General features: G+C 70.3%; 16 protein-coding genes. 3 read left to right on the forward strand and 13 right to left on the reverse strand.

Annotated elements, in window-relative coordinates:
* Positions 1-22: 22 nt before the first annotated feature.
* From topA to CHB84_RS13200, 4 genes are all read right to left on the reverse strand, one after another.
* Positions 23-2830 (reverse strand): type I DNA topoisomerase, encoded by a 2808-nt coding sequence (gene topA / locus CHB84_RS13185; RefSeq protein ID WP_089301892.1) that lies wholly within the window; start codon positions 2828-2830, stop codon positions 23-25.
* Between the two features lie 190 nt (positions 2831-3020).
* A complete protein-coding gene (locus CHB84_RS13190; protein ID WP_089301962.1) occupies positions 3021-3635 on the reverse strand; it encodes a hypothetical protein in 615 nt (204 codons plus the stop codon).
* Between the two features lie 80 nt (positions 3636-3715).
* Positions 3716-4357 (reverse strand): hypothetical protein, encoded by a 642-nt coding sequence (locus tag CHB84_RS13195; RefSeq protein ID WP_089301893.1) that lies wholly within the window; start codon positions 4355-4357, stop codon positions 3716-3718.
* Between the two features lie 172 nt (positions 4358-4529).
* Entirely contained in the window at positions 4530-6818 is a 2289-nt protein-coding gene (locus tag CHB84_RS13200) for a sodium-translocating pyrophosphatase (RefSeq protein WP_089301894.1), read from the reverse strand.
* Positions 6819-7045: 227 nt separating this feature from the next.
* Between CHB84_RS13200 and CHB84_RS13205 the strand changes: the two genes are divergently transcribed.
* Entirely contained in the window at positions 7046-9394 is a 2349-nt protein-coding gene (locus CHB84_RS13205) for a DEAD/DEAH box helicase (RefSeq protein ID WP_141134678.1), read from the forward strand.
* A 71-nt stretch (positions 9395-9465) separates the two neighbouring features.
* On the opposite strand, the gene CHB84_RS13210 is transcribed toward CHB84_RS13205, so the two are convergent.
* The 8 genes from CHB84_RS13210 to ssd all read right to left on the reverse strand — a co-directional run bounded on the left by CHB84_RS13210 (position 9466) and on the right by ssd (position 15310).
* Positions 9466-10068, reverse strand: coding sequence for a bifunctional DNA primase/polymerase (locus tag CHB84_RS13210; protein WP_089301895.1), 603 nt, complete (start codon positions 10066-10068; stop codon positions 9466-9468).
* Positions 10069-10393: 325 nt separating this feature from the next.
* The gene (locus tag CHB84_RS13215) at positions 10394-10747 is read right to left on the reverse strand and encodes an Rv3654c family TadE-like protein (RefSeq protein WP_089301896.1); all 354 of its coding nucleotides are present in this window, start codon (positions 10745-10747) and stop codon (positions 10394-10396) included.
* On the reverse strand, positions 10744-11091 hold the full coding sequence (locus CHB84_RS13220; protein ID WP_342743962.1) for a TadE family type IV pilus minor pilin: 348 nt from the start codon (positions 11089-11091) through the stop codon (positions 10744-10746). Before CHB84_RS13220 ends, CHB84_RS13215 begins: the two co-directional genes overlap by 4 nt.
* Positions 11092-11124: 33 nt before the next feature.
* A complete protein-coding gene (locus CHB84_RS13225; protein WP_089301898.1) occupies positions 11125-11367 on the reverse strand; it encodes a DUF4244 domain-containing protein in 243 nt (80 codons plus the stop codon).
* Positions 11368-11465: 98 nt separating this feature from the next.
* Positions 11466-12203: a type II secretion system F family protein gene (locus tag CHB84_RS13230; protein ID WP_089301899.1), complete on the reverse strand. Its 738-nt coding sequence runs from the start codon at positions 12201-12203 to the stop codon at positions 11466-11468.
* Positions 12200-13024, reverse strand: a complete 825-nt coding sequence (locus CHB84_RS13235) for a type II secretion system F family protein (RefSeq protein WP_089301900.1) — start codon at positions 13022-13024, stop codon at positions 12200-12202. Before CHB84_RS13235 ends, CHB84_RS13230 begins: the two co-directional genes overlap by 4 nt.
* The gene (locus CHB84_RS13240) at positions 13018-14184 is read right to left on the reverse strand and encodes a TadA family conjugal transfer-associated ATPase (RefSeq protein WP_089301901.1); all 1167 of its coding nucleotides are present in this window, start codon (positions 14182-14184) and stop codon (positions 13018-13020) included. Before CHB84_RS13240 ends, CHB84_RS13235 begins: the two co-directional genes overlap by 7 nt.
* A gap of 37 nt (positions 14185-14221) precedes the next feature.
* The gene (ssd, locus tag CHB84_RS13245; RefSeq protein WP_089301902.1) at positions 14222-15310 is read right to left on the reverse strand and encodes a septum site-determining protein Ssd; all 1089 of its coding nucleotides are present in this window, start codon (positions 15308-15310) and stop codon (positions 14222-14224) included.
* Positions 15311-15494: 184 nt separating this feature from the next.
* Here ssd and CHB84_RS13250 point away from each other — a divergent pair, with 184 nt between their 5' ends.
* The gene (locus CHB84_RS13250; protein WP_089301903.1) at positions 15495-16328 is read left to right on the forward strand and encodes an HAD family hydrolase; all 834 of its coding nucleotides are present in this window, start codon (positions 15495-15497) and stop codon (positions 16326-16328) included.
* A gap of 399 nt (positions 16329-16727) precedes the next feature.
* On the opposite strand, the gene CHB84_RS13255 is transcribed toward CHB84_RS13250, so the two are convergent.
* Positions 16728-17465 (reverse strand): Fic family protein, encoded by a 738-nt coding sequence (locus CHB84_RS13255; protein WP_089301904.1) that lies wholly within the window; start codon positions 17463-17465, stop codon positions 16728-16730.
* A 298-nt stretch (positions 17466-17763) separates the two neighbouring features.
* On the opposite strand from CHB84_RS13255, the gene acs reads away from it, so the two are divergent.
* Positions 17764-19761: an acetate--CoA ligase gene (acs, locus tag CHB84_RS13260; RefSeq protein ID WP_089301905.1), complete on the forward strand. Its 1998-nt coding sequence runs from the start codon at positions 17764-17766 to the stop codon at positions 19759-19761.
* Positions 19762-19814 lie beyond the last annotated feature (53 nt).

Consider the following 19814-nt stretch of genomic DNA (forward strand, 5'->3'; position numbering starts at 1 on the left):
CGGGGAGAGCTACTCCCCGGCGTTACTTGGACTTGGCCGTCGTCCGGCGCTTCTTCGGTGCAGGCCCCTTGGCGCGCTTCTCGGCGAGCAGCTCGGCCGCACGCTCGTCGGTCAGCTCCTCTACCGTGTCACCCTTGCGCAGCGAGGCGTTGTACTCGCCGTCGGTGACGTACGGACCGAACCGCCCGTCCTTGACAACCATGGGCTTGCCGCTCGCCGGGTCGTTGCTCAGCTCCCGCAGTGGCGGTTTCGCGGCGGCCTGCCTGCCCCTGCGCTTGGGCTCCGCGAAGATCTTCAGCGCCTCGTCCAGCGTGATCTCGAAGATCTGGTTCTCGGTCTCCAGCGAGCGCGAGTCCGTTCCCCGCTTCAGGTACGGGCCGTAACGGCCGTTCTGCGCGGTGATCTCCTCGCCGGACTCGGGATCGGTGCCCACCACCCTGGGCAGGGCGAGCAGCTTCAGCGCATCGTCGAGCGTGACCGTCTCCAGCGACATCGACTTCAGCAACGACGCCGTGCGCGGCTTGGGCTTCTTGCTCTTGGTGGTCTTGCGCCCCTTCTTCGCGGCCTCGCCGTTCTCCGACTTCTCCGCCGAACCGTTCCCGGCCTGCTCATCCTCCTCCGGGAGGATCTCGGTGACATACGGGCCGAACCGCCCGTCCTTGGCCACGATCTCGTGTCCGGTCTCCGGGTCGGTGCCGAGCACCGTGCCCTCGGCGGGGGTGGCGAACAGCTTCTCAGCCACCTCCTGGGTCAGCTCGTCAGGCGGCAGGTCCTCCGGCAGGTTCGCGCGCTGCGAGCTGCCGTCGACCTCCCGTTCCAGGTACGGGCCGTAGCGGCCGACCCGCACGTAGACGGTCGTGCCGTTCTCGTCGGTGAGCATCGGGATCGAGTTGATCTCGCGGGCGTCGATGTCCTCCACACCGCTGCCGACCAGCTTCTTCAAGCCACCGGAACGGCCGATCGACCCCTCCGGACCGATATCGCCACCGAAGTAGAAGCCGGACAGCCAGCGCGTCCGCTCCTGGTTGCCGGAGGCGATCGCGTCCAGCTCGTCCTCCATGGCGGCGGTGAAATCGTAGTCGACGAGCCGCTCGAAGTGCTTCTCGAGAAGCCCGACGACCGAGAAGGCCACCCAGGACGGCACGAGGGCCGACCCCTTCTTCCACACGTAGCCACGCGCCTGGACCGTGTTGATGATCGACGCGTAAGTCGACGGCCTGCCGATGCCCAGCTCCTCGAGGGCCTTGACCAGGCTCGCCTCGGTGTAGCGGGCGGGCGAGCTGGTCGAGTGCCCGTCCGGGACGAGGGATGTGGCGCTCACTTCCTGGTCGCGTTCCAGATGCGGGAGCCTGCGCTCGACGTCGTCGGCCTCGCCACCGGCCTCGCTGTCCACAGCCTCGACGTAGGCGCGCAGGAAACCCGCGAAGGTGATCGTGCGCCCGGACGCGGAGAACACGCACTCCTCGCCGGTGCCTGCGGCCACGCCGGTGATGCGCACCGACATCGTGGTTCCCTTGGCGTCGGCCATCTGCGAGGCGATGGTGCGCTGCCAGATCAGCTCGTAGAGCCGGAACTCGTCGGTCTCCAGCTCCGCAGCGACCTGCCCCGGGGTGCGGAACGACTCGCCGGCCGGGCGGATCGCCTCGTGCGCCTCCTGGGCGTTCTTCACCGCGCGGTTGTACTGGCGGGGCTTGGGGGAGAGGTACTCGGATCCGTAGAGCTCGGTCGCCTGGTTGCGCGCCGCGGTGATCGCGGTGTCCGACAGCGTGGTCGAGTCGGTCCGCATGTAGGTGATGTAACCGTTCTCGTAGAGCCGCTGCGCGGTGCGCATCGTTCGGTCGGCCGCGAACCGCAGCTTCCGGCCGGCCTCCTGCTGCAGCGTCGACGTCATGAACGGTGCGTACGGCTTACGGGTGTACGGCTTGGACTCGACGCTGCTGACCGTGAACGGCCTGCCGTCGAGTGCCTCGGCGAGCCTGGTGGCCTCCGCCTCGTCCAGCACGCGCACGTCGGAGCTCGCCGCGACCGAGTCCTTCAACCGGCCGTTCGAGCCGAAGTCCTTACCGGTGGCCAACCGGGAGCCGTCCACGGACACCAGCCGCGCGGAGAACGTCGCGGGAGCCGACTGCTCCCCGCCGGAGCCCGCGTCCATGGTCGCGGCGATGTCCCAGTACGACGCGGAGGTGAAGTCGATCCGCTCGCGCTCCCGCTGCACGATGACCCTGGTCGCCACCGACTGCACCCGGCCTGCCGACAGTTTCGGCATGACCTTCTTCCACAGCACGGGCGAGACCTCGTAGCCGTAAAGGCGGTCCAGGATGCGCCTGGTCTCCTGCGCATCGACCAGGTTCGAGTCCAGCTCGCGGGGATTCTCCGCGGCCGCCTGGATCGCCGACTCGGTGATCTCGTGGAAGACCATCCGGCGCACAGGGACCTTGGGCTTGAGCGCTTCGAGCAGGTGCCACGCGATCGCTTCCCCCTCGCGGTCACCGTCCGTCGCGAGGTAGAGCTCGTCGGCATCGGCGAGCAGCTGCTTGAGCTCGGTGACGGTGGACTTCTTGTCCGGCGTGACGATGTAGAGCGGCTCGAAGTCGTTGTCCACGTCGACGCCGAGACGCGCCCACGACTCACCCTTGTACTTGGCGGGTACGTCCGCCGCGCCGCGCGGCAGGTCGCGAATGTGGCCCTTCGATGACTCGACCACGTACTCGCTGCCCAGGTAGGAGGCAATCTTGCGAGCCTTCGCCGGGGACTCGACGACCACAAGCCGTCGCCCCGTCTGGCTCGATGCGGCGCGCCCGCCGCGCTTGCTCCCTGTCGATCCAGCCACTACTCGGCAGCCTCCGCTTCCTGTCACTCAGCCACGAACCGGAGTCCACGTCCGGTACTCACCCGGGCTGAGACCTTAATTGCTCAGTAGGGGTGCTGAACACACAGCAACCCGCACCGTATTTCCACCACTAGCATGCACAGCCACCACATTCACGCGGCAGGGCGGTGTATTCGCCCGATTTCGCTGGTCACGAGGCGGCGACCGCCCTCGACTCGGCCGGCCACTGTGCTTCGGCACCCACCGGCGCCCGGCCTGCAAGCTCGGCGAGCCTGCGCATCCGCTTGACACCGACGATCCGCACCGCGGGCCCTCCGGCACGCGGCCCGAGCAGGTTCGCCGAACCGGACGCCGACACGAGGCCCGCAGCGCTCACTCTACGGAGCAGCGGCTCGTGTGTCTCCTCCGCCCTGGGATCGAGCTGGAGCTGGTAGCCGCGCTCCGCACGCCTGCCGCAGGCCAGCATCCACAACCGCAACGCGGCACCGTCCAGCATGAAGCCCGCGGGAACCGCCTTGACCGCCCCCCGGCTCCACGCCTGCGCCACCGCGAGCAGATCCGCCCGGAACGCCGTGCGCACCAGCGGGTAACCACCGTCCGACGAGGTGATCTCCGCCTCGATCCCGCGCTCGGCGAACTCCTCCGCGAGCGCGCCGGCGCGCCAGGGCTCGTCGTCGGTGACCACGGACAACCGCGCTGCCGTGTCGGCGAAGCTCACGATCTGACCGTGCCCGCACAGCACGCCTGCGAGGTCCGCCACGCAGGGCGCGCTCGCCTCCGCGGAGAAGAACGACAGCTGTGCCACGTCCCATAGCATAGAACACGCGTTCGAGGGTGTGGAAGTGGTGCGTGGCACCCGCCTCGCCCGCGGATTCGCCGCCGGGGTCACTCCCGGGGCCCGTCCGGGTTCAAGCTGGGCCGTGCCCCGGCCGACAGTAGCTCCGCGCACGAGTCGGCGGACCGGCTCGCCTCGACGAACTCCGGTATCTCCTCCATACCCCCCAACAAGTTGACCTCGCCGACCTCGTCGAGCACGTTACTGGTGACGTCCAACGCCGACCTGGTCTCGGCGACATCCGGCTCCTCCCGCTGCCGTGTCGCGGCGAGCCGGTTCCGCGCACCCTCCGAACGCTCCCGGAGTTCGCTGAACTCACCCTTGGTGCGCTCGAGCACGTCATCAGCGCCCCTGATCGGGGCCGGGCCGAGGCCATCCAGCTCACGCTCCACCTGTCGCAGCCCCTGAGAGACAGTGGCGAGCATGTCCATGGACGTCTCCGAGGCACGCTCCGGCGAGCTGGGATCGACCTGCGGGGACGTGGAGACGGCCTGCACGAGGCGCCGTGTGGCGCTGCAGTAGGAGTCGGCCCACTCGATCGTGCGAGCGTCGTGCGTGCCGCCATCGGACTCGGTCTCCTGCTGCTGAGACGGCTCCGGCCGCGCCCGATCCGCGTTCTCCTCGCCGGACCCGCATCCGGCGACGAGCAGCAGGAACGCCACAGCGGCCTGCACGCCGATGCCTCGCCACATTCCCTGCACTCCTCCATGAGCCTGTGGGGCTGAATACACGAGTCGGGCCATTCACCACGGCCACGCCGACGAACGGCTCACCCGTCGCCCGCGTTCGAGGGCCGACACTAGTACAACTGGCCCCGCCTCGCTGGTTCGAACGCGAGGCGGGGCCAGTGTCAGCCGTGCCGGGTTACGAGGAGCGTGCTTCCTCCTCGGCCGGGTTGTCCGAGATGGACCCCTCCCGGCGCTTCGCGACGACGACCGCGACCACGATGATCGCCACCGCAGCCAGCGCGATGACGTAGCGCACCGGAGCCGATGCGTCCGGCCCGACGCTGAACTGCACCACCGCGGGCGCGATCAGCAACGCGACCAGGTTCATCACCTTCAGCAGCGGGTTGATCGCCGGGCCTGCCGTGTCCTTGAACGGGTCGCCGACGGTGTCACCGATCACCGTCGCGGCATGGGCCTCCGAGCCCTTGCCGCCGTGGTTGCCGTCCTCGACCAGCTTCTTGGCGTTGTCCCACGCACCACCGGAGTTGGCGAGGAACACAGCCATGAGCACACCGGCCGTGATGGCTCCGCCGAGATAGCCTGCCAGCGCGCCCGTGCCGAGGCCGAAGCCAACGGCGACCGGCGCGAAGATCGCGAGCAACCCCGGCGTCGCCAGCTCACGCAGCGAGTCCCGGGTGACCAGGTCGACCACCCGCCCGTACTCGGGCTTGGTGGTGCCCTCCATGATTCCCGGGATGTTCTTGAACTGGCGCCGCACCTCGTAGACGACCGCGCCCGCAGCCCGGGACACCGCGTTGATGGCCAGGCCGGAGAACATGAACACCACGCAGGCACCGATGATGACGCCGACGAGCGTGTTGGGGCTGACGATCTGGGTGCTGAACGCGTTGGGCAGCTCGCCCTCGGTCAGGCCCATCGACTCGACGCGATCGTTGATCGAGGTCATGTAGGAGCCGAACAGCGCGGTCGCCGCGAGCACGGCTGTCGAGATCGCGATGCCCTTGGTCACCGCCTTGGTGGTGTTGCCGACCGAGTCCAGTTCCACGAGGACATCCGCGCCCTCGCCCTCGATCTCGCCGGTCATCTCGGCGATACCCTGCGCGTTGTCCGCGACGGGCCCGAAGGTGTCCATCGCGACGGTGACGCCGACGGTGGTCAGCAGGCCGGTGCCGACAAGGGCGACCAGGAACAACGCGATCAGCACCGAGCCGCTCAGCAGGAACGCGCCGTAGACCGCCGCGGCGACGACCAGCGCGGTGTAGACCGCGGACTCGAACCCGACGGACACCCCGGACAGGATGACCGTGGCAGGCCCGGTACGGCCGGTCTCGGCGACGTGCTGCACCGGCTTACGCTCCGGAGCCGTGTAGTAGCCCGTCAACCACATGATGACGCCCGCGAGGACGATACCGATGATCACCGCGGCGCTGGCCGCGACGGCCGGGGAGACCCCTGCCTCGGGGTCCTCGAACTGGCCGGGCAGGAAGATGAACGCGGCTGCGACCGAGAGCACCGCCGAGATCAGCCCGGACAGGTAGAACGACCGGTTGATCGTGGTCAGGCCCGGCTCGCCCGCGCGGGAGCGCGTGATGTAGATACCGATCACGGCTGTGATCACACCGATGGCGGGGATGATCAGCGGGAACGTCAGGCCGCTCGCCGAGGTACCGAAGGCGAAGCTACCCAGGATCAACGCGGCGACCAGTGTGACGGCGTACGACTCGAAAAGGTCGGCGGCCATACCGGCGCAGTCGCCGACGTTGTCGCCGACGTTGTCGGCGATCGTCGCGGCGTTACGGGGGTCGTCCTCCGGGATGCCCTGCTCGATCTTGCCGACCAGGTCGGCACCGACATCGGCGGCCTTGGTGAAGATGCCACCGCCGACACGCATGAACATCGCGAGCAGCGCGGCACCCAGGCCGAAGCCTTCCAGCACCTTCGGCGCCTCGCCCGCGTAGACGAGCACGACGACCGCGGCACCGAACAGCCCGAGGCCGATCGTGAACAGGCCGACCACCCCGCCGGTGCGGAACGCGATGCGCAGGGCGCGCTCCCTTCCGCCGCCCTCGCGTGCGGCGGCTGCGACCCGCAGGTTCGCCCGCGTGGCGAGCCACATACCGAGGTAGCCGATGACGAAGGAGAACGCGGCACCCACGACGAAGAAGATCGAGCGCCCGATGCGTTCCGCCCAGTCATCGGCCGGTAGGAAGAACAGCAACACGAACACCACAGCCCCGAAGATGGCAAGGGTGTTGCGCTGCCTTGTGAGGTAAGCGGCTGCCCCTTCCTGCACGGCCTTGGCGATCTCCTGCATTCTCTCGGTGCCCTGGCCGGTGGCCAGCACCTCCCTGAGCAGGCCATAACCGACGGCCAGTGCAGCAAGGGCGATCACGGCGACGACGGCAACGATGCCGTAGTCACCTCCGGACAGCTCGGGGCTGTCCGCGAGGAATAGCCGGGACATTCGTCCTCCTGTTTGTCGTCCACTTCTCGTGTGTCGCCAGCGCCGACAAAGAAACCAGACATGAGTCGCCACTGACGTGGGATTCGCATCACACGGGTGATATCGGCGGAGTCTATTGGTACGGCAGTGTCCTGTGTGCATGGGGCGGGCCGAAGGGCTCGTTCGGTGCATATTCGGCACGAGGAGTCCTTCGGCCCCTCCCTGCTCAACCGCTAGTCTGCGAGGCGATGTCACGCCAGGCCGATCGATTGCTGGAGCGGATCCTCGCGGGTTCGGCCGCCGAGGAGAGCCCGGTCACCCACCACACCCGGATGCCCGCCCGGCACGGCCGCACCGAGCCGTGGCCGGACTGGGCTCCGGCCGAGGTCATCGAGGCCATCCAACGCAGCGGCATCCCGCACCCCTGGGCGCACCAGCGGCAGGCAGCCGACCTCGCCCGGTCCGGGCGAGATGTGGTGCTCGCGACGGGAACGGCCTCCGGCAAGTCGCTCGGCTACCAGCTACCCGCGCTGTCCGCACTGTGCGGCGACGACAGCGGCACGGACCGCGCAGGAACCGTGCTGTATCTCGCGCCGACCAAGGCGCTCGCGGCGGACCAGCTACGCGCGATCACCAGCCTGGGCCTGGACGCCGTCCGCGCGGCGACATTCGACGGGGACACCCCGCGCAGCGAGCGGGACTGGGTGCGCGCGCACGCGAACTGGGTGTTCACCAACCCCGATATGCTGCATTTCGGGGTCCTCTCGGGGCACTCGCGCTGGCGGCGGCTGCTGCGCGGGCTCCGCTACATCGTCGTCGACGAATGCCACACCTACCGTGGCGTCTTCGGCTCGCACGTGGCGCTGCTGCTCCGCCGGCTACGGCGGGTGGCCGAGCATTACGGGGCCGCACCGGTGTTCGTTCTCGCCTCGGCGACCATGGCCGACGCCGGCGAGTTCGCCACCCGGTTGACCGGCGACAGGTGCGAGGAGGTCACCGAGGACGCGTCCCCGCGCGGCGCGCGCACCGTCGTGCTGTGGGAACCACCCCTGCAACCGGAGATCACCGGGGAGAACGGCGCACCGATCCGCCGCTCGGCAGGCGCCGAAGCCGCCAGGGTCCTCACCGACCTGGTCACCGAAGGTGCCCGCACGCTGGTGTTCGTGCGCTCGCGCCGTGGCGCGGAGCTGACGGCGCTCACCGCCGGGCGCGCCCTGGCCGAGGTGGATCCCGACCTTGCCGACCAGGTCGCCGCCTACCGCGGTGGCCTGCTCGGCGAGGAACGTCGCGACCTCGAAGCCAGGTTGATGGACGGGCGGCTGTGCGGTGTGGCGACCACGAACGCGCTGGAACTCGGCGTGGACATCTCCGGCCTGGACGCCGCCGTGCTCGCGGGCTACCCGGGAACCCTGGCATCGTTCTGGCAGCAGGCGGGCCGCGCGGGCAGGGCCGGAGCCGAGTCGCTCGTCGTCTACATCGCGAGGGACGACCCGCTCGACACCTACCTCGTGCACCACCCGGAGGCACTGCTCGAGCGGTCGTTCGAGTCGGCCGTGCTCGACCCGGGCAACCCGCACGTCATGGCACCGCACCTGGTGTGCGCGGCGGCTGAGCTCCCGCTGCGCGCCGGTGAGCTGGAGCGTTTCGGCGAGTCGACCCGCGCGCTGCTCGACGACCTCACCGCGGAGGGTTCGCTGCGCCGCAGGAGCAGTGGCTGGTACTGGACCTCCTTGCGGCACCCGCACGAGCAGGTGGGCATCCGGGGTTCCGGCGGCGAACAGATCACCGTGGTCGAGGGCGACACGGCGCGCGTGCTCGGCACCGTCGACCCGGCGACGGCGTGCTCGACCGTTCACCCGGGGGCGGTGTACCTACACCAGGGTGTCTCCTATGTCGTCGACGACCTGGACCTGGAGCGCTGCCTCGCGTTCGTGCACCCCGAGGACCCGGAGTGGAACACCTCGGCGCGGACGGTGACCGACATCACGGTCCTGGAGGAGTCCACCCGCGAGGTGGCAGGCGGCATCAGCATGGCGCTCGGACGGGTCGCGGTTACCGAGCAGGTCGTCGGTTACCTGCGCAAGCTGCCCAGCGGGGAGGTCGTCGACCAGGTACCGCTCGACTTGCCGGAGCAGACTCTCGAGACGCGTGCCGTCTGGTACTCCATCAACGAGGATCTGCTGAATGGCAGGGCACCGGGGGGCGCCTGGTTGGAACCGGCGCGCGTCCCCGGTGCCCTGCATGCTGCCGAGCACGCGGCGATCGGCCTACTACCGCTGTTCGCTACCTGCGACCGCTGGGACATCGGTGGCGTATCCACTGCGCTGCACGCGGACACCGGGGAGGCAACGGTGTTCGTGCACGATGGGCATCCCGGGGGCGCGGGATTCGCCGATCGTGGATACGCCACGCTCGTCCCGTGGCTGGCCGCGACGCGGGAGGCGATCGCATACTGCGAGTGCCCGGCAGGCTGCCCGTCCTGCGTTCAGTCGCCGAAGTGCGGGAACGGCAACGAACCGCTGGACAAGGCAGGGGCGGTGGCCGTACTCGACATCGTGCTCGGGGCCGTCCGTCGAGACGGGAAGGCCAGAGCGTGAGGGATGAGGGAGCGGTCCCGCACGCTCGCTCGACGGCGCACGACGTTGATGTACAGCCACGTCTACCCCTCTCAGGCGGCGGAGGTTTCCACGGTGTGCGCGGGTTCCTCCGCCGTGCCTGTCAGCTTGCGCAGTGCGCGGACCAGGACGCCGTGCATGGCGCTCGGGTGCGGAAGCTGCCAGCCCCACACCTCGGGCTTGACGCGCCAGTGCACGACCCCGTGATCCAGCGGGGTCGGGGGCAGGGCGACACAGCTACCTCCCCCATGCCTGCGAACACCCTCGCGAGCGCGGAGCTCGGCCGGTATCTCGTCACCGGCAGCGGTCAGGAACAGCCACCTGCCGTTGGGCATCGACACGATCGGCGCCGGACGCTCGCACGCACGCAGCAGGGTCGCCGTCGCACGACCGAGCTCGGCGTCGACCTCGACCGCGTCCAGCATCGTCCCGGTCGCGACCAGCACGCTGTACGGGTAGGTGGTCCACCACTCCGCTACCTGCTGGGGATGCATCGCCGGCCGGTCCGCCCAGCCGGACTGCACCGGCTCGGGCGCGTCCCCGACCTGGTCGGGGTAGCTGCCCGGTAGCACCGGCCAGCCCCGCGAGGCCAGGCCGATGGCGACGGCACGCAGCTCGATACGGAATGCGTCCCGCCACCCTACGGTGTCCAACATCGAATCTCCCGCCTCCAGAGTCATATCGCGGCTGGGGCACTCACGGCCGGGGTACGGCTGCGGCCGTGCCGCTACCGACACTGCCGACGTTGCCGACACCCGCCCTGCTCCGGCGGTCGCACTCGACCTCGCCCGCCGGGCCGTGAACGACCCGCCCATATGTTTTGTGGCTGCTCGACCGAATGGCTTCGGCCTGCTGTGACCTACTCAACAACACACACCGCGTCGTCGGAAGTACGCGGTCGGTAACCGGTGGCCGTTGCACGACGAACGACCGGCACCCAACTGTCGCGCCAAACTCTCGCCGACCGCTCGCAGCCCACGATCAGCGGCCAACGGGGCCTGCACGCGCCCCGACGGTCACCGTGCCGAGCTCGGCCGGCACGAGCGGTGGCTGAGCACGCACCCGTACCAGCGCATCCCGGCCGTCCAGCTCGCACGCCCGCAACCGCGTGTCCATCCGCCGGGCCACCCGGCCCGCCTGCGCGCACGCGCCGTCCGAGCCATCGGCGACATGCGCCGCGGCGGCCAGCGCGGCAAGGTCGGCCGCGGCCGCCACGCGGTGCCGTGTCACCGTGGCAGCGCCCAGCCAGATCAGCAGGCCGTAGAAGGTCAGGACCGCCAACACGGCTCCCGCGGCCCACACCGTGGCGAAACCCTCGTCGCCAGGACCGGTCACGGCGCACCGCCCTGCCGCTCGCCCGGTGGCGCCGCCACGGGCTCGGGGACGGCGAACGCATCCCCGCGAACGATCACCCCTGGCAACAGTCCGCCCGCCGGAACGACACTCACCGTGACGGCGATACCGTTCGTCGTCTCGTCCACCTCCCACCGGGCATCAGCCGGGGCAATACGGCTGACCGCCTCATCGGCACGCTCCGCCTGGCCCCGAGCGATCAATCGAGCGGCCTCCCGCGCGGCATCGGTACAGCGAAGCTGGTCGGTGACCGCTGCGACGCCCGCGATCGTCGCGACCAGCACCGCGACAAGGGAAGCCAGCGCGAGCGCCGCCTCCACGGTCACCGACCCCCGCTCCGAACTCCCGCACGACCGCATCTAGAACCCTGCGCTGAGCGCTCGTTCGATCAGCGCCGTCAGTGCGGACACAACCGAGTCCCCGGTCACGACGCTGTAGAGGACCGCTGCGAACGCCGCAGCGGCGAGCGTGCCGATGGCGTACTCCACGGTGCCCATCCCGTCCTCGGCCGCTCGCAGCGCCGCGAGCCGGGGCCGCATCCCCTTCGGCACGCAAGGGGGGACGTTGTGGGGCGGAGTGCTGCTGCGCTGTGTCGTCGACATGACGGTCACCTCCGATATCTCGAGTCGCCACCTCCCGCGAACGCCCCGGGTGAGCGTTCACCGCTGATACATCTCGAAGCTCGGGCCCGGTCGCGCGGTCAGTACGCGGTCGTCAACTCACCGAAGAGCCCGAACACCACGGGCGCGACCCCCACACAGACGAACGCCGGGAGGAAACACAGCCCGAGGGGTCCCGCGATGAGTACTCCGGCGCGCTGCGAACGCTCCTCAGCGCGCTCGGCCAGCCGCGCCCGCACCCTCGTGGCGAGCTCACGCGCCACGCCCGCGAGCGCCGTACCGGACATCGCGGCGCGGCGCGCCGCGCGTGCCAGCTCCGCGGTCTGCCTGCACGCCAGCGCGGGTTCCCACGCGGTGCCTGGATCGGCGCCGAGCGCGAGCAGATCGGCTGTCGCCCGCAACGCGCCTGCCGGCTGATCGGGCAGCACCCCCGTGATCGCGAGCACCGCATCCTGGACAGACAACCCGGCCCGCAGACCGGCGGCGAGCAAGTCGAAACACGCCGCCAGGTCCAACTGCTCGGCCGCCGTCGAGCCCCGCGCGCGGGCCAGTACATCCCGCACGTGTGGGCGCGCCCACCAGACAATCGCGCCGACGGCCGCGGCGACGGCGAGCGCGTACCAGCCACCGCTCACCGCCGCGGCCAGCACACCCGCGACCACCGCGGCGTATGCCGGGAGAGCCTGCTCCACGGTCGGACCTCCTCCCATGCGGGTAACCCCGGTGACGAGCAGCCGGCGCGTCCGCGCCTCCGCCACGGCACCGGCAGGTGACGCGAGGACAGCGACACCGAGTACCCCGACGGCCACCGCGTTCACAGCTGCACCTCCGTTCTGGTCAACCGGGCACTCCACGCGAGACCGGCGCACAGCAACGCGCCGCCGAGCACGAGCAGCAGCTGCCCTTGCGCGGTCGAGCCGAGGACGTCCAGCGGGCGAGCGCCCATCAACTGCCCAAGGGCCAGGCCCAGCAGTGGCAATGCCGCGAGCACCAGCACGCTGGTCCGTGGTCCCGCCATCCGCGCGCGGTGTTGGGCGGTGAAGCCTGCCACCGCGTCCAGGTCGCCACGTACCGCCTCGAGCACGTCGGCGAGCGGGACACCGTGGCGCTGCGCGAGGCGCCACGCGTTGGCCAGCTTGACCAGTGGTCGCCGCGGTACGGGCCCGGTGGCCGGCATACCGCTCAGTGCCGCCTCGACATCTCCGCCGAGGCGCGCGAGGGTGGCCACCCGCCGCAGGACCGCGCCCGCCAAGCGGTGCGAGCCGGAGGCGTCCTCGGCCGCGGCCTCCGCCGCCTGCGCCGGATGGGTACCGGAACGCAGCTCCGCCACCAGCGTGGCCAGGCCCGCCGACAGTCCTCGGAGCGCGGCCTGACGCGTACGCTCCCTGCCACGCACCCGCTGCTGCCGCCGGACCAGTAAGCCCAGCGCGGCAGCCACGCCCGCACCAGCGGGACCGAGGACGAGCCCTGCCCCTGCGCAGATCACGACCAGCCCTGCGACAGGCCACAGGCCGCGTCCGGCCGGCCCGCCGCGCCGGTCCCGCCGAGAACCATGCAACGCCCGCAACCGGGCACGTCCCTGGCAGGCAGGCAAACCCAGCAGGGCGGCGGTCAGCGACAGCACGGCGGCGATCAGCATTCGCACCGCACCCCACGATCGTCGAGGGCGGCACGAAGCGCGTCCCCGTACCGGGCCCACTGCCCGTCCCGCCACGCGGGAACGATCTCGACCTCGCCCCGGGCCCTGCGTGGGACACCGATCTCGGCAAGCACGCGGCCGCCGCCTGCCGAACGCCGCATGTGCAGGACGACCTGGACGGCCGCGGCCAGTTGGCTGTGCAGCGCCTCGCGCGGCATACCGCCGAGCGCGGCGAGCGCCTCGAGCCGGGCAGGCACCTCCGCAGGCGAGTTCGCGTGCAGCGTCCCTGCACCGCCGTCGTGGCCGGTGTTGAGCGCGTTCAGCAGATCGCAGACCTCCCTGCCGCGGACCTCGCCGACCACGATCCGGTCCGGCCGCATCCGCAGCCCTTGACGCACCAGGTCACACACGGTTATCTCCCCCGCTCCCTCCACATTGGCGGGACGGGCCAGTAACCTGACGAACTGGGGATGGACAGGTCGCAACTCACCGGCATCCTCGACACAGACGATCCGCTCGGCATGCGGCACCGCGCCGAGCAGGGCTCCGAGCAGCGTGCTCTTGCCGGACCCCGTACAGCCGGTGACCAGAACGGCCAGCCGGGCCGCGACCACGGCCGCGAGAACCGCCTCCGTCCCGGCGTCCAGCGTGCCCAGCCGCGCAAGCGTCGCCAGATCGTAGGTGGTCGGCCGGAGCACCCGCAACGACAGGCATGTGCCGTCCGGGGCCACGGGCGGCAGCACCGCGTGCAACCGCACCTGACGATGCGGGTCCGTCCCAGGCAACCAACCGTCCACATAGGGCTGGGCATCGTCCAACCTGCGGCCTGCGGCCAGCGCGAGCCGCTGCGCGAGGCGGCGTACCGCGGGTTCGTCCGGGAACGTGACCGAGGTCCGGCGCAGCCCTTCCGGGCCGTCCGCCCACACCTGGTCCGGGGCGGTGACGAGCACATCGGTCACCGCCGGGTCGCTCACCAGCTTCTCGAGCGGGCCTACCCCCTCGAACTCGTCACGCAACGTGTGCAACGCGGCGAGAACATCGCCGTGCGCGGCGACGCCGCCGATCTCGGCGCGCACCGCATCCGCGACAGCCGACGGCCGCACATCTGCACCGTCGACCGCGATCCGGCGACGAACCCGCTCGACCAGGTCTCCACGCATCACGCCGCTCCCGCGTTGCCGAGCCGTTCCCCACGCATCACGCCGCTCCCACCTGCTCGTCACACGCGCCCGACAACGCGCGCAGGACGTCCCGCGCGCCGGTGGCGAGCGGTCCGCGCTGCCGGGGATCGAACTGGCCCCGTTCGAGCGCGCTGCCCAACCGCGGTTCCGCCCGCATCACCGTGAGCACAGGCAGTCCGACCACCTCGGCGATCGCCTCTGCCGACAACGCTTCCGGCGCGGGCCCGCGCACCACGAGGGCGAGCCGATCGGACAGTGGCCGCAGCCGTTCGAGCACCCGCGTTGCCGCGGTACACGCGCGCACCTCAGCGGGAACCACGAGGCACACCAGGTCGGCCAGCTCGGCCGCGCGGCGATCGCACGGCGCGAGCTCGCGAGAGAGGTCACACGCAACGGTGGCGCCGGAACGCCTACCGGCGTCGACGACGGCGGCCACCCCGTCCGGCTCCGGTCTCGCGCCGTCCCTGGCGCAGGAGAGCACCGAGAGCTCGCCGCTACCGTAGGAAATCCGGGGTAGCGCATCACGCAGCGAGCTCATCGACACCCGACCCGAGCCGAGGCTCAGATCCGGCCACCGCGAACCGGCGTCGAACTCCGCGCCGAGCACCAGGTCGATCCCTCCGCCGAGCGGGTCACAGTCGACAAGCACGGCCTCCCCTCCCGAACGGCTGGCAGCCACGCCGATGCTGGCCGCGAACACCGAGGCGCCCGCGCCGCCGCGCCCGCCGACCACCGCGACCACGCGGCCGTCCCCGCCGCTCGGCCCCTCCGCCACATCGGCGAACACGGCGACTAGGGAGGACTCCTCGCCCGGCAACGTCAGCACGTGCTCGACCCCGGTACGGAAGACGAGCTGCCAGGTGTGCGCGGCGAGCTCGGCGGCGCACACCAGCACGACCGAGCTCGCCCGCGGCAGATCCCTGCCTGCACACTGCGTGAGAGCGGTCTCGTCGAGCACCACAAGCGGAGCCCGCGACCAGCCTCGTCGCACCGCCTCGGCGTCCGGCGCGCACTCCACCTCGCAACCGACCGACGCGGCGATCCGCAGGACGTGGTCGAGAAGGTCCTCGTCGTCGACCACGACCAGTGGCAGCTGTCCCGTCATGGCGTCCCCCGTTCTCCGGCTGTGCTCGGTTCGACCGAACGGACACCGCACACCGTCGCGCCTGCGCGGTCCCGCTCCCAACAGCCCGACACTCCGGTTGTGGACAACAGGGGTGTTGTGGACAACCTGTGGCCCGATCGCCGCCCCGAACGTCACACCCGACGCGAGAACCTATGCTGTTGACATGGGTCCCCTCCCCGACACGGCGGCCGCGGCCTCGGCGACCGAGCCTGCCGGCCGCATCGCGGCGTTCTTCGACCTCGACAAGACCGTCATCGCCTCGTCCAGCGCGCTCGCGTTCAGCAGGCCGTTGCTACGGCAAGGCCTGATCAACCGGCGTGCGGCTCTCAAGAGTGCCTACGCCCAACTGATGTTCTCGCTGTCCGGAGCGGACGCCGCCAAGACCGAACGGCTCCGCGAGCAGATCTCGGCGCTGTGCGCAGGCTGGGACGTCGCCCAGGTCAGCGCGATCGTGCACGAGACGCTGCACGACGTGGTCGATCCGCTGATCTACGCGGAGGCCGTCGAGATGATCGCAGGCCACAAGGCCGAGGGGCACGACGTCATCGTGCTGTCGGCGACCGGCGCGGAAGTGGTCGAACCGATCGCCGAGCTGCTCGGCGCGGACATGTGCGTCGGCACGCGCATGGAGATCTCCGACGGAAGGTATACCGGCGAGGTCGAGTTCTACTGTTACGGCGAGGAGAAAGCCACCGCCGCGCGCAGGCTGGCCGAGACACACGGCTACGACCTCGACCGCTGCTACGCCTACACCGACTCCAGCACCGACCTGCCGCTGCTCGAGGCCGTGGGGATCCCGTGCACGGTCAACCCGGACAAGGCACTACGCCGCACAGCCATCGCACGCGAGTGGCCCGTGCTGCTGTTCACGAAGCCGGTCTCGATGCGGACCAGGATCCCGAGCGCGACCACGGTGGCGCTGGGTGTGGGCGTGGGTGCGGTCGCCGCGGGAGCCACCTGGTACGGCTTCCGGCACCGCAGGAAGGGCACGTCCTGAGGATCCTGAGGGTGATACCTCCCCAGGCACATGAACAGCATCCTAGCAGGTCAGCAAGGTCGAGTCACGGGATCCGCGCACTGTACCGGTGCACCGCACCACGCCCTTGCAGTGGCAGAGATCACTGGGTAGAAAGAAGGTGCGGACTCCTGGAGGCCAGGGAGGAGACAAGGAGAAGTCTCATCCACCCCGAAGGGACTCCGTGCGCGGACTTCGGGCACCCACGCGGAGCACGCCGCGGGAGGCTTGTCGTGAAACGGACTGCGTACCGGGACGCCGGGCGCCGAGTCCTACTGAGTACGACACGAAACGCACGCATGGTAACCCGATAGCCTGCGCCACGCGGCGGCGTCAGCCGGTTCCGGCCGGCGGGCGCCGCCATCTTTTTGCGGCGCGAGGTCATTCCTCGGCCGCGGCATCGGCGATGCTGAGCCCTTCCTTCGCTCCGGCCTCGAAGGCCTCGCAGCACAGCAGCAGCCATGTCCCGACGCCCTCCGGCTCGCCACCCGCGAACCCCTGGGCGGCCTCGCGGTAACGACGCATCCGACGCAGGAAAGCGACCTCCGGGACGCACAGCCCCTTCGGGTCCAGCCCCGTCGCGATCATGGTCAGCCTGCCTGCCGCGCGGGCGACCACGCCGTCCGCCGTACCGAACGGCTCGAGCGCGAGAAGCTCACCGTGCACGACAGCGGCCAGTACCGGCCCCGGAACCGAGGTGCTCCCGCTGAGCAGCTGCGCCAGCATCTCGATACGTTCCGGGGCGTCACCGGACCGGCGCGGTCTGCCCAGCTGCTCCGAATCGGGCTGCAAGTCGGAGGCCGCCAGCACGTGCAGCCTGGCGAGGACCTGCAGCGGCGCTCGCTGCCAGGTGGGAAGCAGCGACCCGAGGGCCTCGCCCACCCGCAACGCCCCCGCCAGGATCGGCTCGTCCACCTCGCCGCCCTCCGGCAGCTCCACGTCGGCGCCCTCGATCGCCGCCGAGGCGCGGGCGGCGCGCACCGTGGCTTCCGCGGCGGTCGTCGGCCACCCCCGCCGGTTGACGGGATGGTTGTGCACCGCGTCCACCGCGTCGCGGGCCGCGCGCACCGCGTCGGGAACGTCCGGGAGGTCCAGGAGAGGGGCAAGTGGGTCGCTCACAGCGGTCAACGCTATCGGCCGCCCGGCACGCTCCGCGTATCAACCCCGTGCCGGCGCCGGTCAAGCCCCGGTCAACCACCACTCGCCGAGAAACCACCGGCCACGTTCCACCGGGCTGGCGATTCGGACCAGCCGTGCGGCGAGATCAACCGCTCGCATGCGATACGGGTGCAACCGTTCCGCTGGAGTACTAGCGTCAGTACTGTACCGGCATCACCGATGGCTTGTGTCACAGTGGCATTCCGGCATTCGGCCGACACGGTCACTGGCATCGAAGATCTCGAGGAGGCCCCGCACCATGGCAGAGCAATCCCCCGCGCTCGACAACCTGCTCAGCGAAAGCCGCACGTTCCCGCCGAGTGCCGAGTTCGCGGCGCAGGCGAACGCGACCACGGACGCTTATGCCAAGGCCGACGCCGACCGCGAAGGGTTCTGGGCGGAACAGGCCGAGCGGCTGCACTGGGACACCCGGTGGAGCCAGGTGCTCGACTGGTCCGGGGCACCGTTCGCGAAATGGTTCGTGGGCGGCAAGCTCAACGTCGCGTACAACTGCGTCGACCGGCACGTCGAGGCGGGACACGGCGACCAGGTGGCGATCCACTGGGTCGGCGAGCCCGGCGACACGCGCGACATCACCTACGCGCAACTGCAGCGCGAGGTCTGCCGGGCAGCCAACGCGTTGACCTCGCTCGGAGTGTCGGCTCACGACCGGGTCGCCATCCAGCTCCAGATGATCCCCGAGGCCATCATCGCGATGCTGGCCTGCGCCCGGATCGGCGCGATGCACAGCGTCGTCTTCGGTGGGTTCTCCCCGGCCGCACTGCGGACCAGGGTGGATGACGCCAGCGCCAAGGTCGTGATCACCTCGGACGGCCAGTACCGCAGGGGCAAGGCCGCTCCCATGAAGTCCGCCGTCGACGAGGCACTGGACGGTGCCGAGAGCGTGGAGAAACTCCTCGTCGTGCGCCGCACCGGCGACGAGATCGGCGAGATCCCGTGGCAGGAGGGCCGCGACCTCTGGTGGCACGAGCTGCTCGACTCGCAGCCCGACGAGCACACCCCGCAGCCGTTCGACTCCGAGCACCCGCTGTTCATCCTCTACACCTCGGGAACGACGGGCAAGCCGAAGGGAATCCTGCACACCTCCGGTGGGTACCTGACGCAGGCGGCCTACACCCATCACACGGTCTTCGACCACAAGGCAGGGGAGGACGTGTACTGGTGCACGGCCGACATCGGCTGGGTCACCGGGCACACCTACATCGTCTACGGTCCGCTGGCCAACCGGGCGAGGCAGGTGGTGTACGAGGGGACGCCCAACACCCCGCACGAGGGCAGGCACTGGGAGATCGTGCAGAACTACAGGGTCTCCCTGTACTACACCGCGCCGACCCTGATCCGCACGTTCATGAAGTGGGGGGACGACATCCCCGCCCGGTACGATCTGTCCTCGCTACGGTTGCTCGGCACCGTGGGCGAGCCGATCAACCCGGAAGCCTGGATGTGGTACCGCGAGCACATCGGCGGCGGGTCGGCACCGATCGTCGACACGTGGTGGCAGACCGAGACCGGCGCGATCATGATCTCCCCGCTACCCGGTGTCACGCATACCAAGCCCGGCTCGGCGCAGCGCCCGATTCCCGGCATCTCCGCGAAGGTCGTCGACGACTCCGGCACCGAGGTGCCGTTCGGCTCCGGTGGCTACCTGGTCATCGACAAGCCGTGGCCCGGTATGTTGCGCACGATCTGGGGCGACGACCAGCGTTACAAGGACACGTACTGGTCGACCTTCGCGGACGCGGGCTACTACTTCGCGGGCGACGGCGCGAAGTACGACGACGACGGCGACATCTGGCTGCTCGGCCGGGTCGACGACGTCATGAACGTCTCCGGGCACCGGATCTCCACCACGGAGGTGGAGTCGGCGCTGGTCTCCCACCCCGACGTGGCCGAGGCCGCCGTGGTGGGAGCGACCGACGAGACCACAGGGCAGGGCGTGGTCGCCTTCGTCATCCTGCGCGGCGGCACCGCGGGAGGGACCGCCTCGGACGCCGACAACAGCGAGACGGTGAACGCCCTCCGCCAGCACGTCGCGGGCGAGATCGGGCCGATCGCGAAACCGCGCCAGATCATGGTGGTACCGGAGCTTCCCAAGACCCGTTCCGGCAAGATCATGCGGCGCCTGCTGCGGGACGTGGCCGAGAACCGGGAGGTCGGCGACGTGACCACGCTCGCAGACTCCTCCGTGATGGATCTGATCTCCGCGGGCCTGCACAAGGGGTCCGACGAGGACTGATCCCTCGCCGTGCCGACCCGCTCAGCCCGCCGTGTCGGGTTCATGGCGCCCGA

Origin of the sequence: Haloechinothrix alba, from assembly GCF_900188115.1 — a bacterium.
GTDB lineage: Bacteria > Actinomycetota > Actinomycetes > Mycobacteriales > Pseudonocardiaceae > Haloechinothrix > Haloechinothrix alba.

Coding starts and splice junctions, on each gene's coding strand:
- CHB84_RS13195 (WP_089301893.1), bottom strand. CDS start 4,357: ATGTGGCGAGGCATCGGCGTGCAGGCCGCTGTGGCGTTCCTGCTGCTC.
- CHB84_RS13200 (WP_089301894.1), bottom strand. CDS start 6,818: ATGTCCCGGCTATTCCTCGCGGACAGCCCCGAGCTGTCCGGAGGTGAC.
- CHB84_RS13205 (WP_141134678.1), top strand. CDS start 7,046: ATGTCACGCCAGGCCGATCGATTGCTGGAGCGGATCCTCGCGGGTTCG.
- CHB84_RS13210 (WP_089301895.1), bottom strand. CDS start 10,068: ATGTTGGACACCGTAGGGTGGCGGGACGCATTCCGTATCGAGCTGCGT.
- CHB84_RS13225 (WP_089301898.1), bottom strand. CDS start 11,367: ATGTCGACGACACAGCGCAGCAGCACTCCGCCCCACAACGTCCCCCCT.
- CHB84_RS13235 (WP_089301900.1), bottom strand. CDS start 13,024: ATGCTGATCGCCGCCGTGCTGTCGCTGACCGCCGCCCTGCTGGGTTTG.
- CHB84_RS13240 (WP_089301901.1), bottom strand. CDS start 14,184: ATGCGTGGAGACCTGGTCGAGCGGGTTCGTCGCCGGATCGCGGTCGAC.
- ssd (WP_089301902.1), bottom strand. CDS start 15,310: ATGACGGGACAGCTGCCACTGGTCGTGGTCGACGACGAGGACCTTCTC.
- CHB84_RS13250 (WP_089301903.1), top strand. CDS start 15,495: ATGGGTCCCCTCCCCGACACGGCGGCCGCGGCCTCGGCGACCGAGCCT.
- acs (WP_089301905.1), top strand. CDS start 17,764: ATGGCAGAGCAATCCCCCGCGCTCGACAACCTGCTCAGCGAAAGCCGC.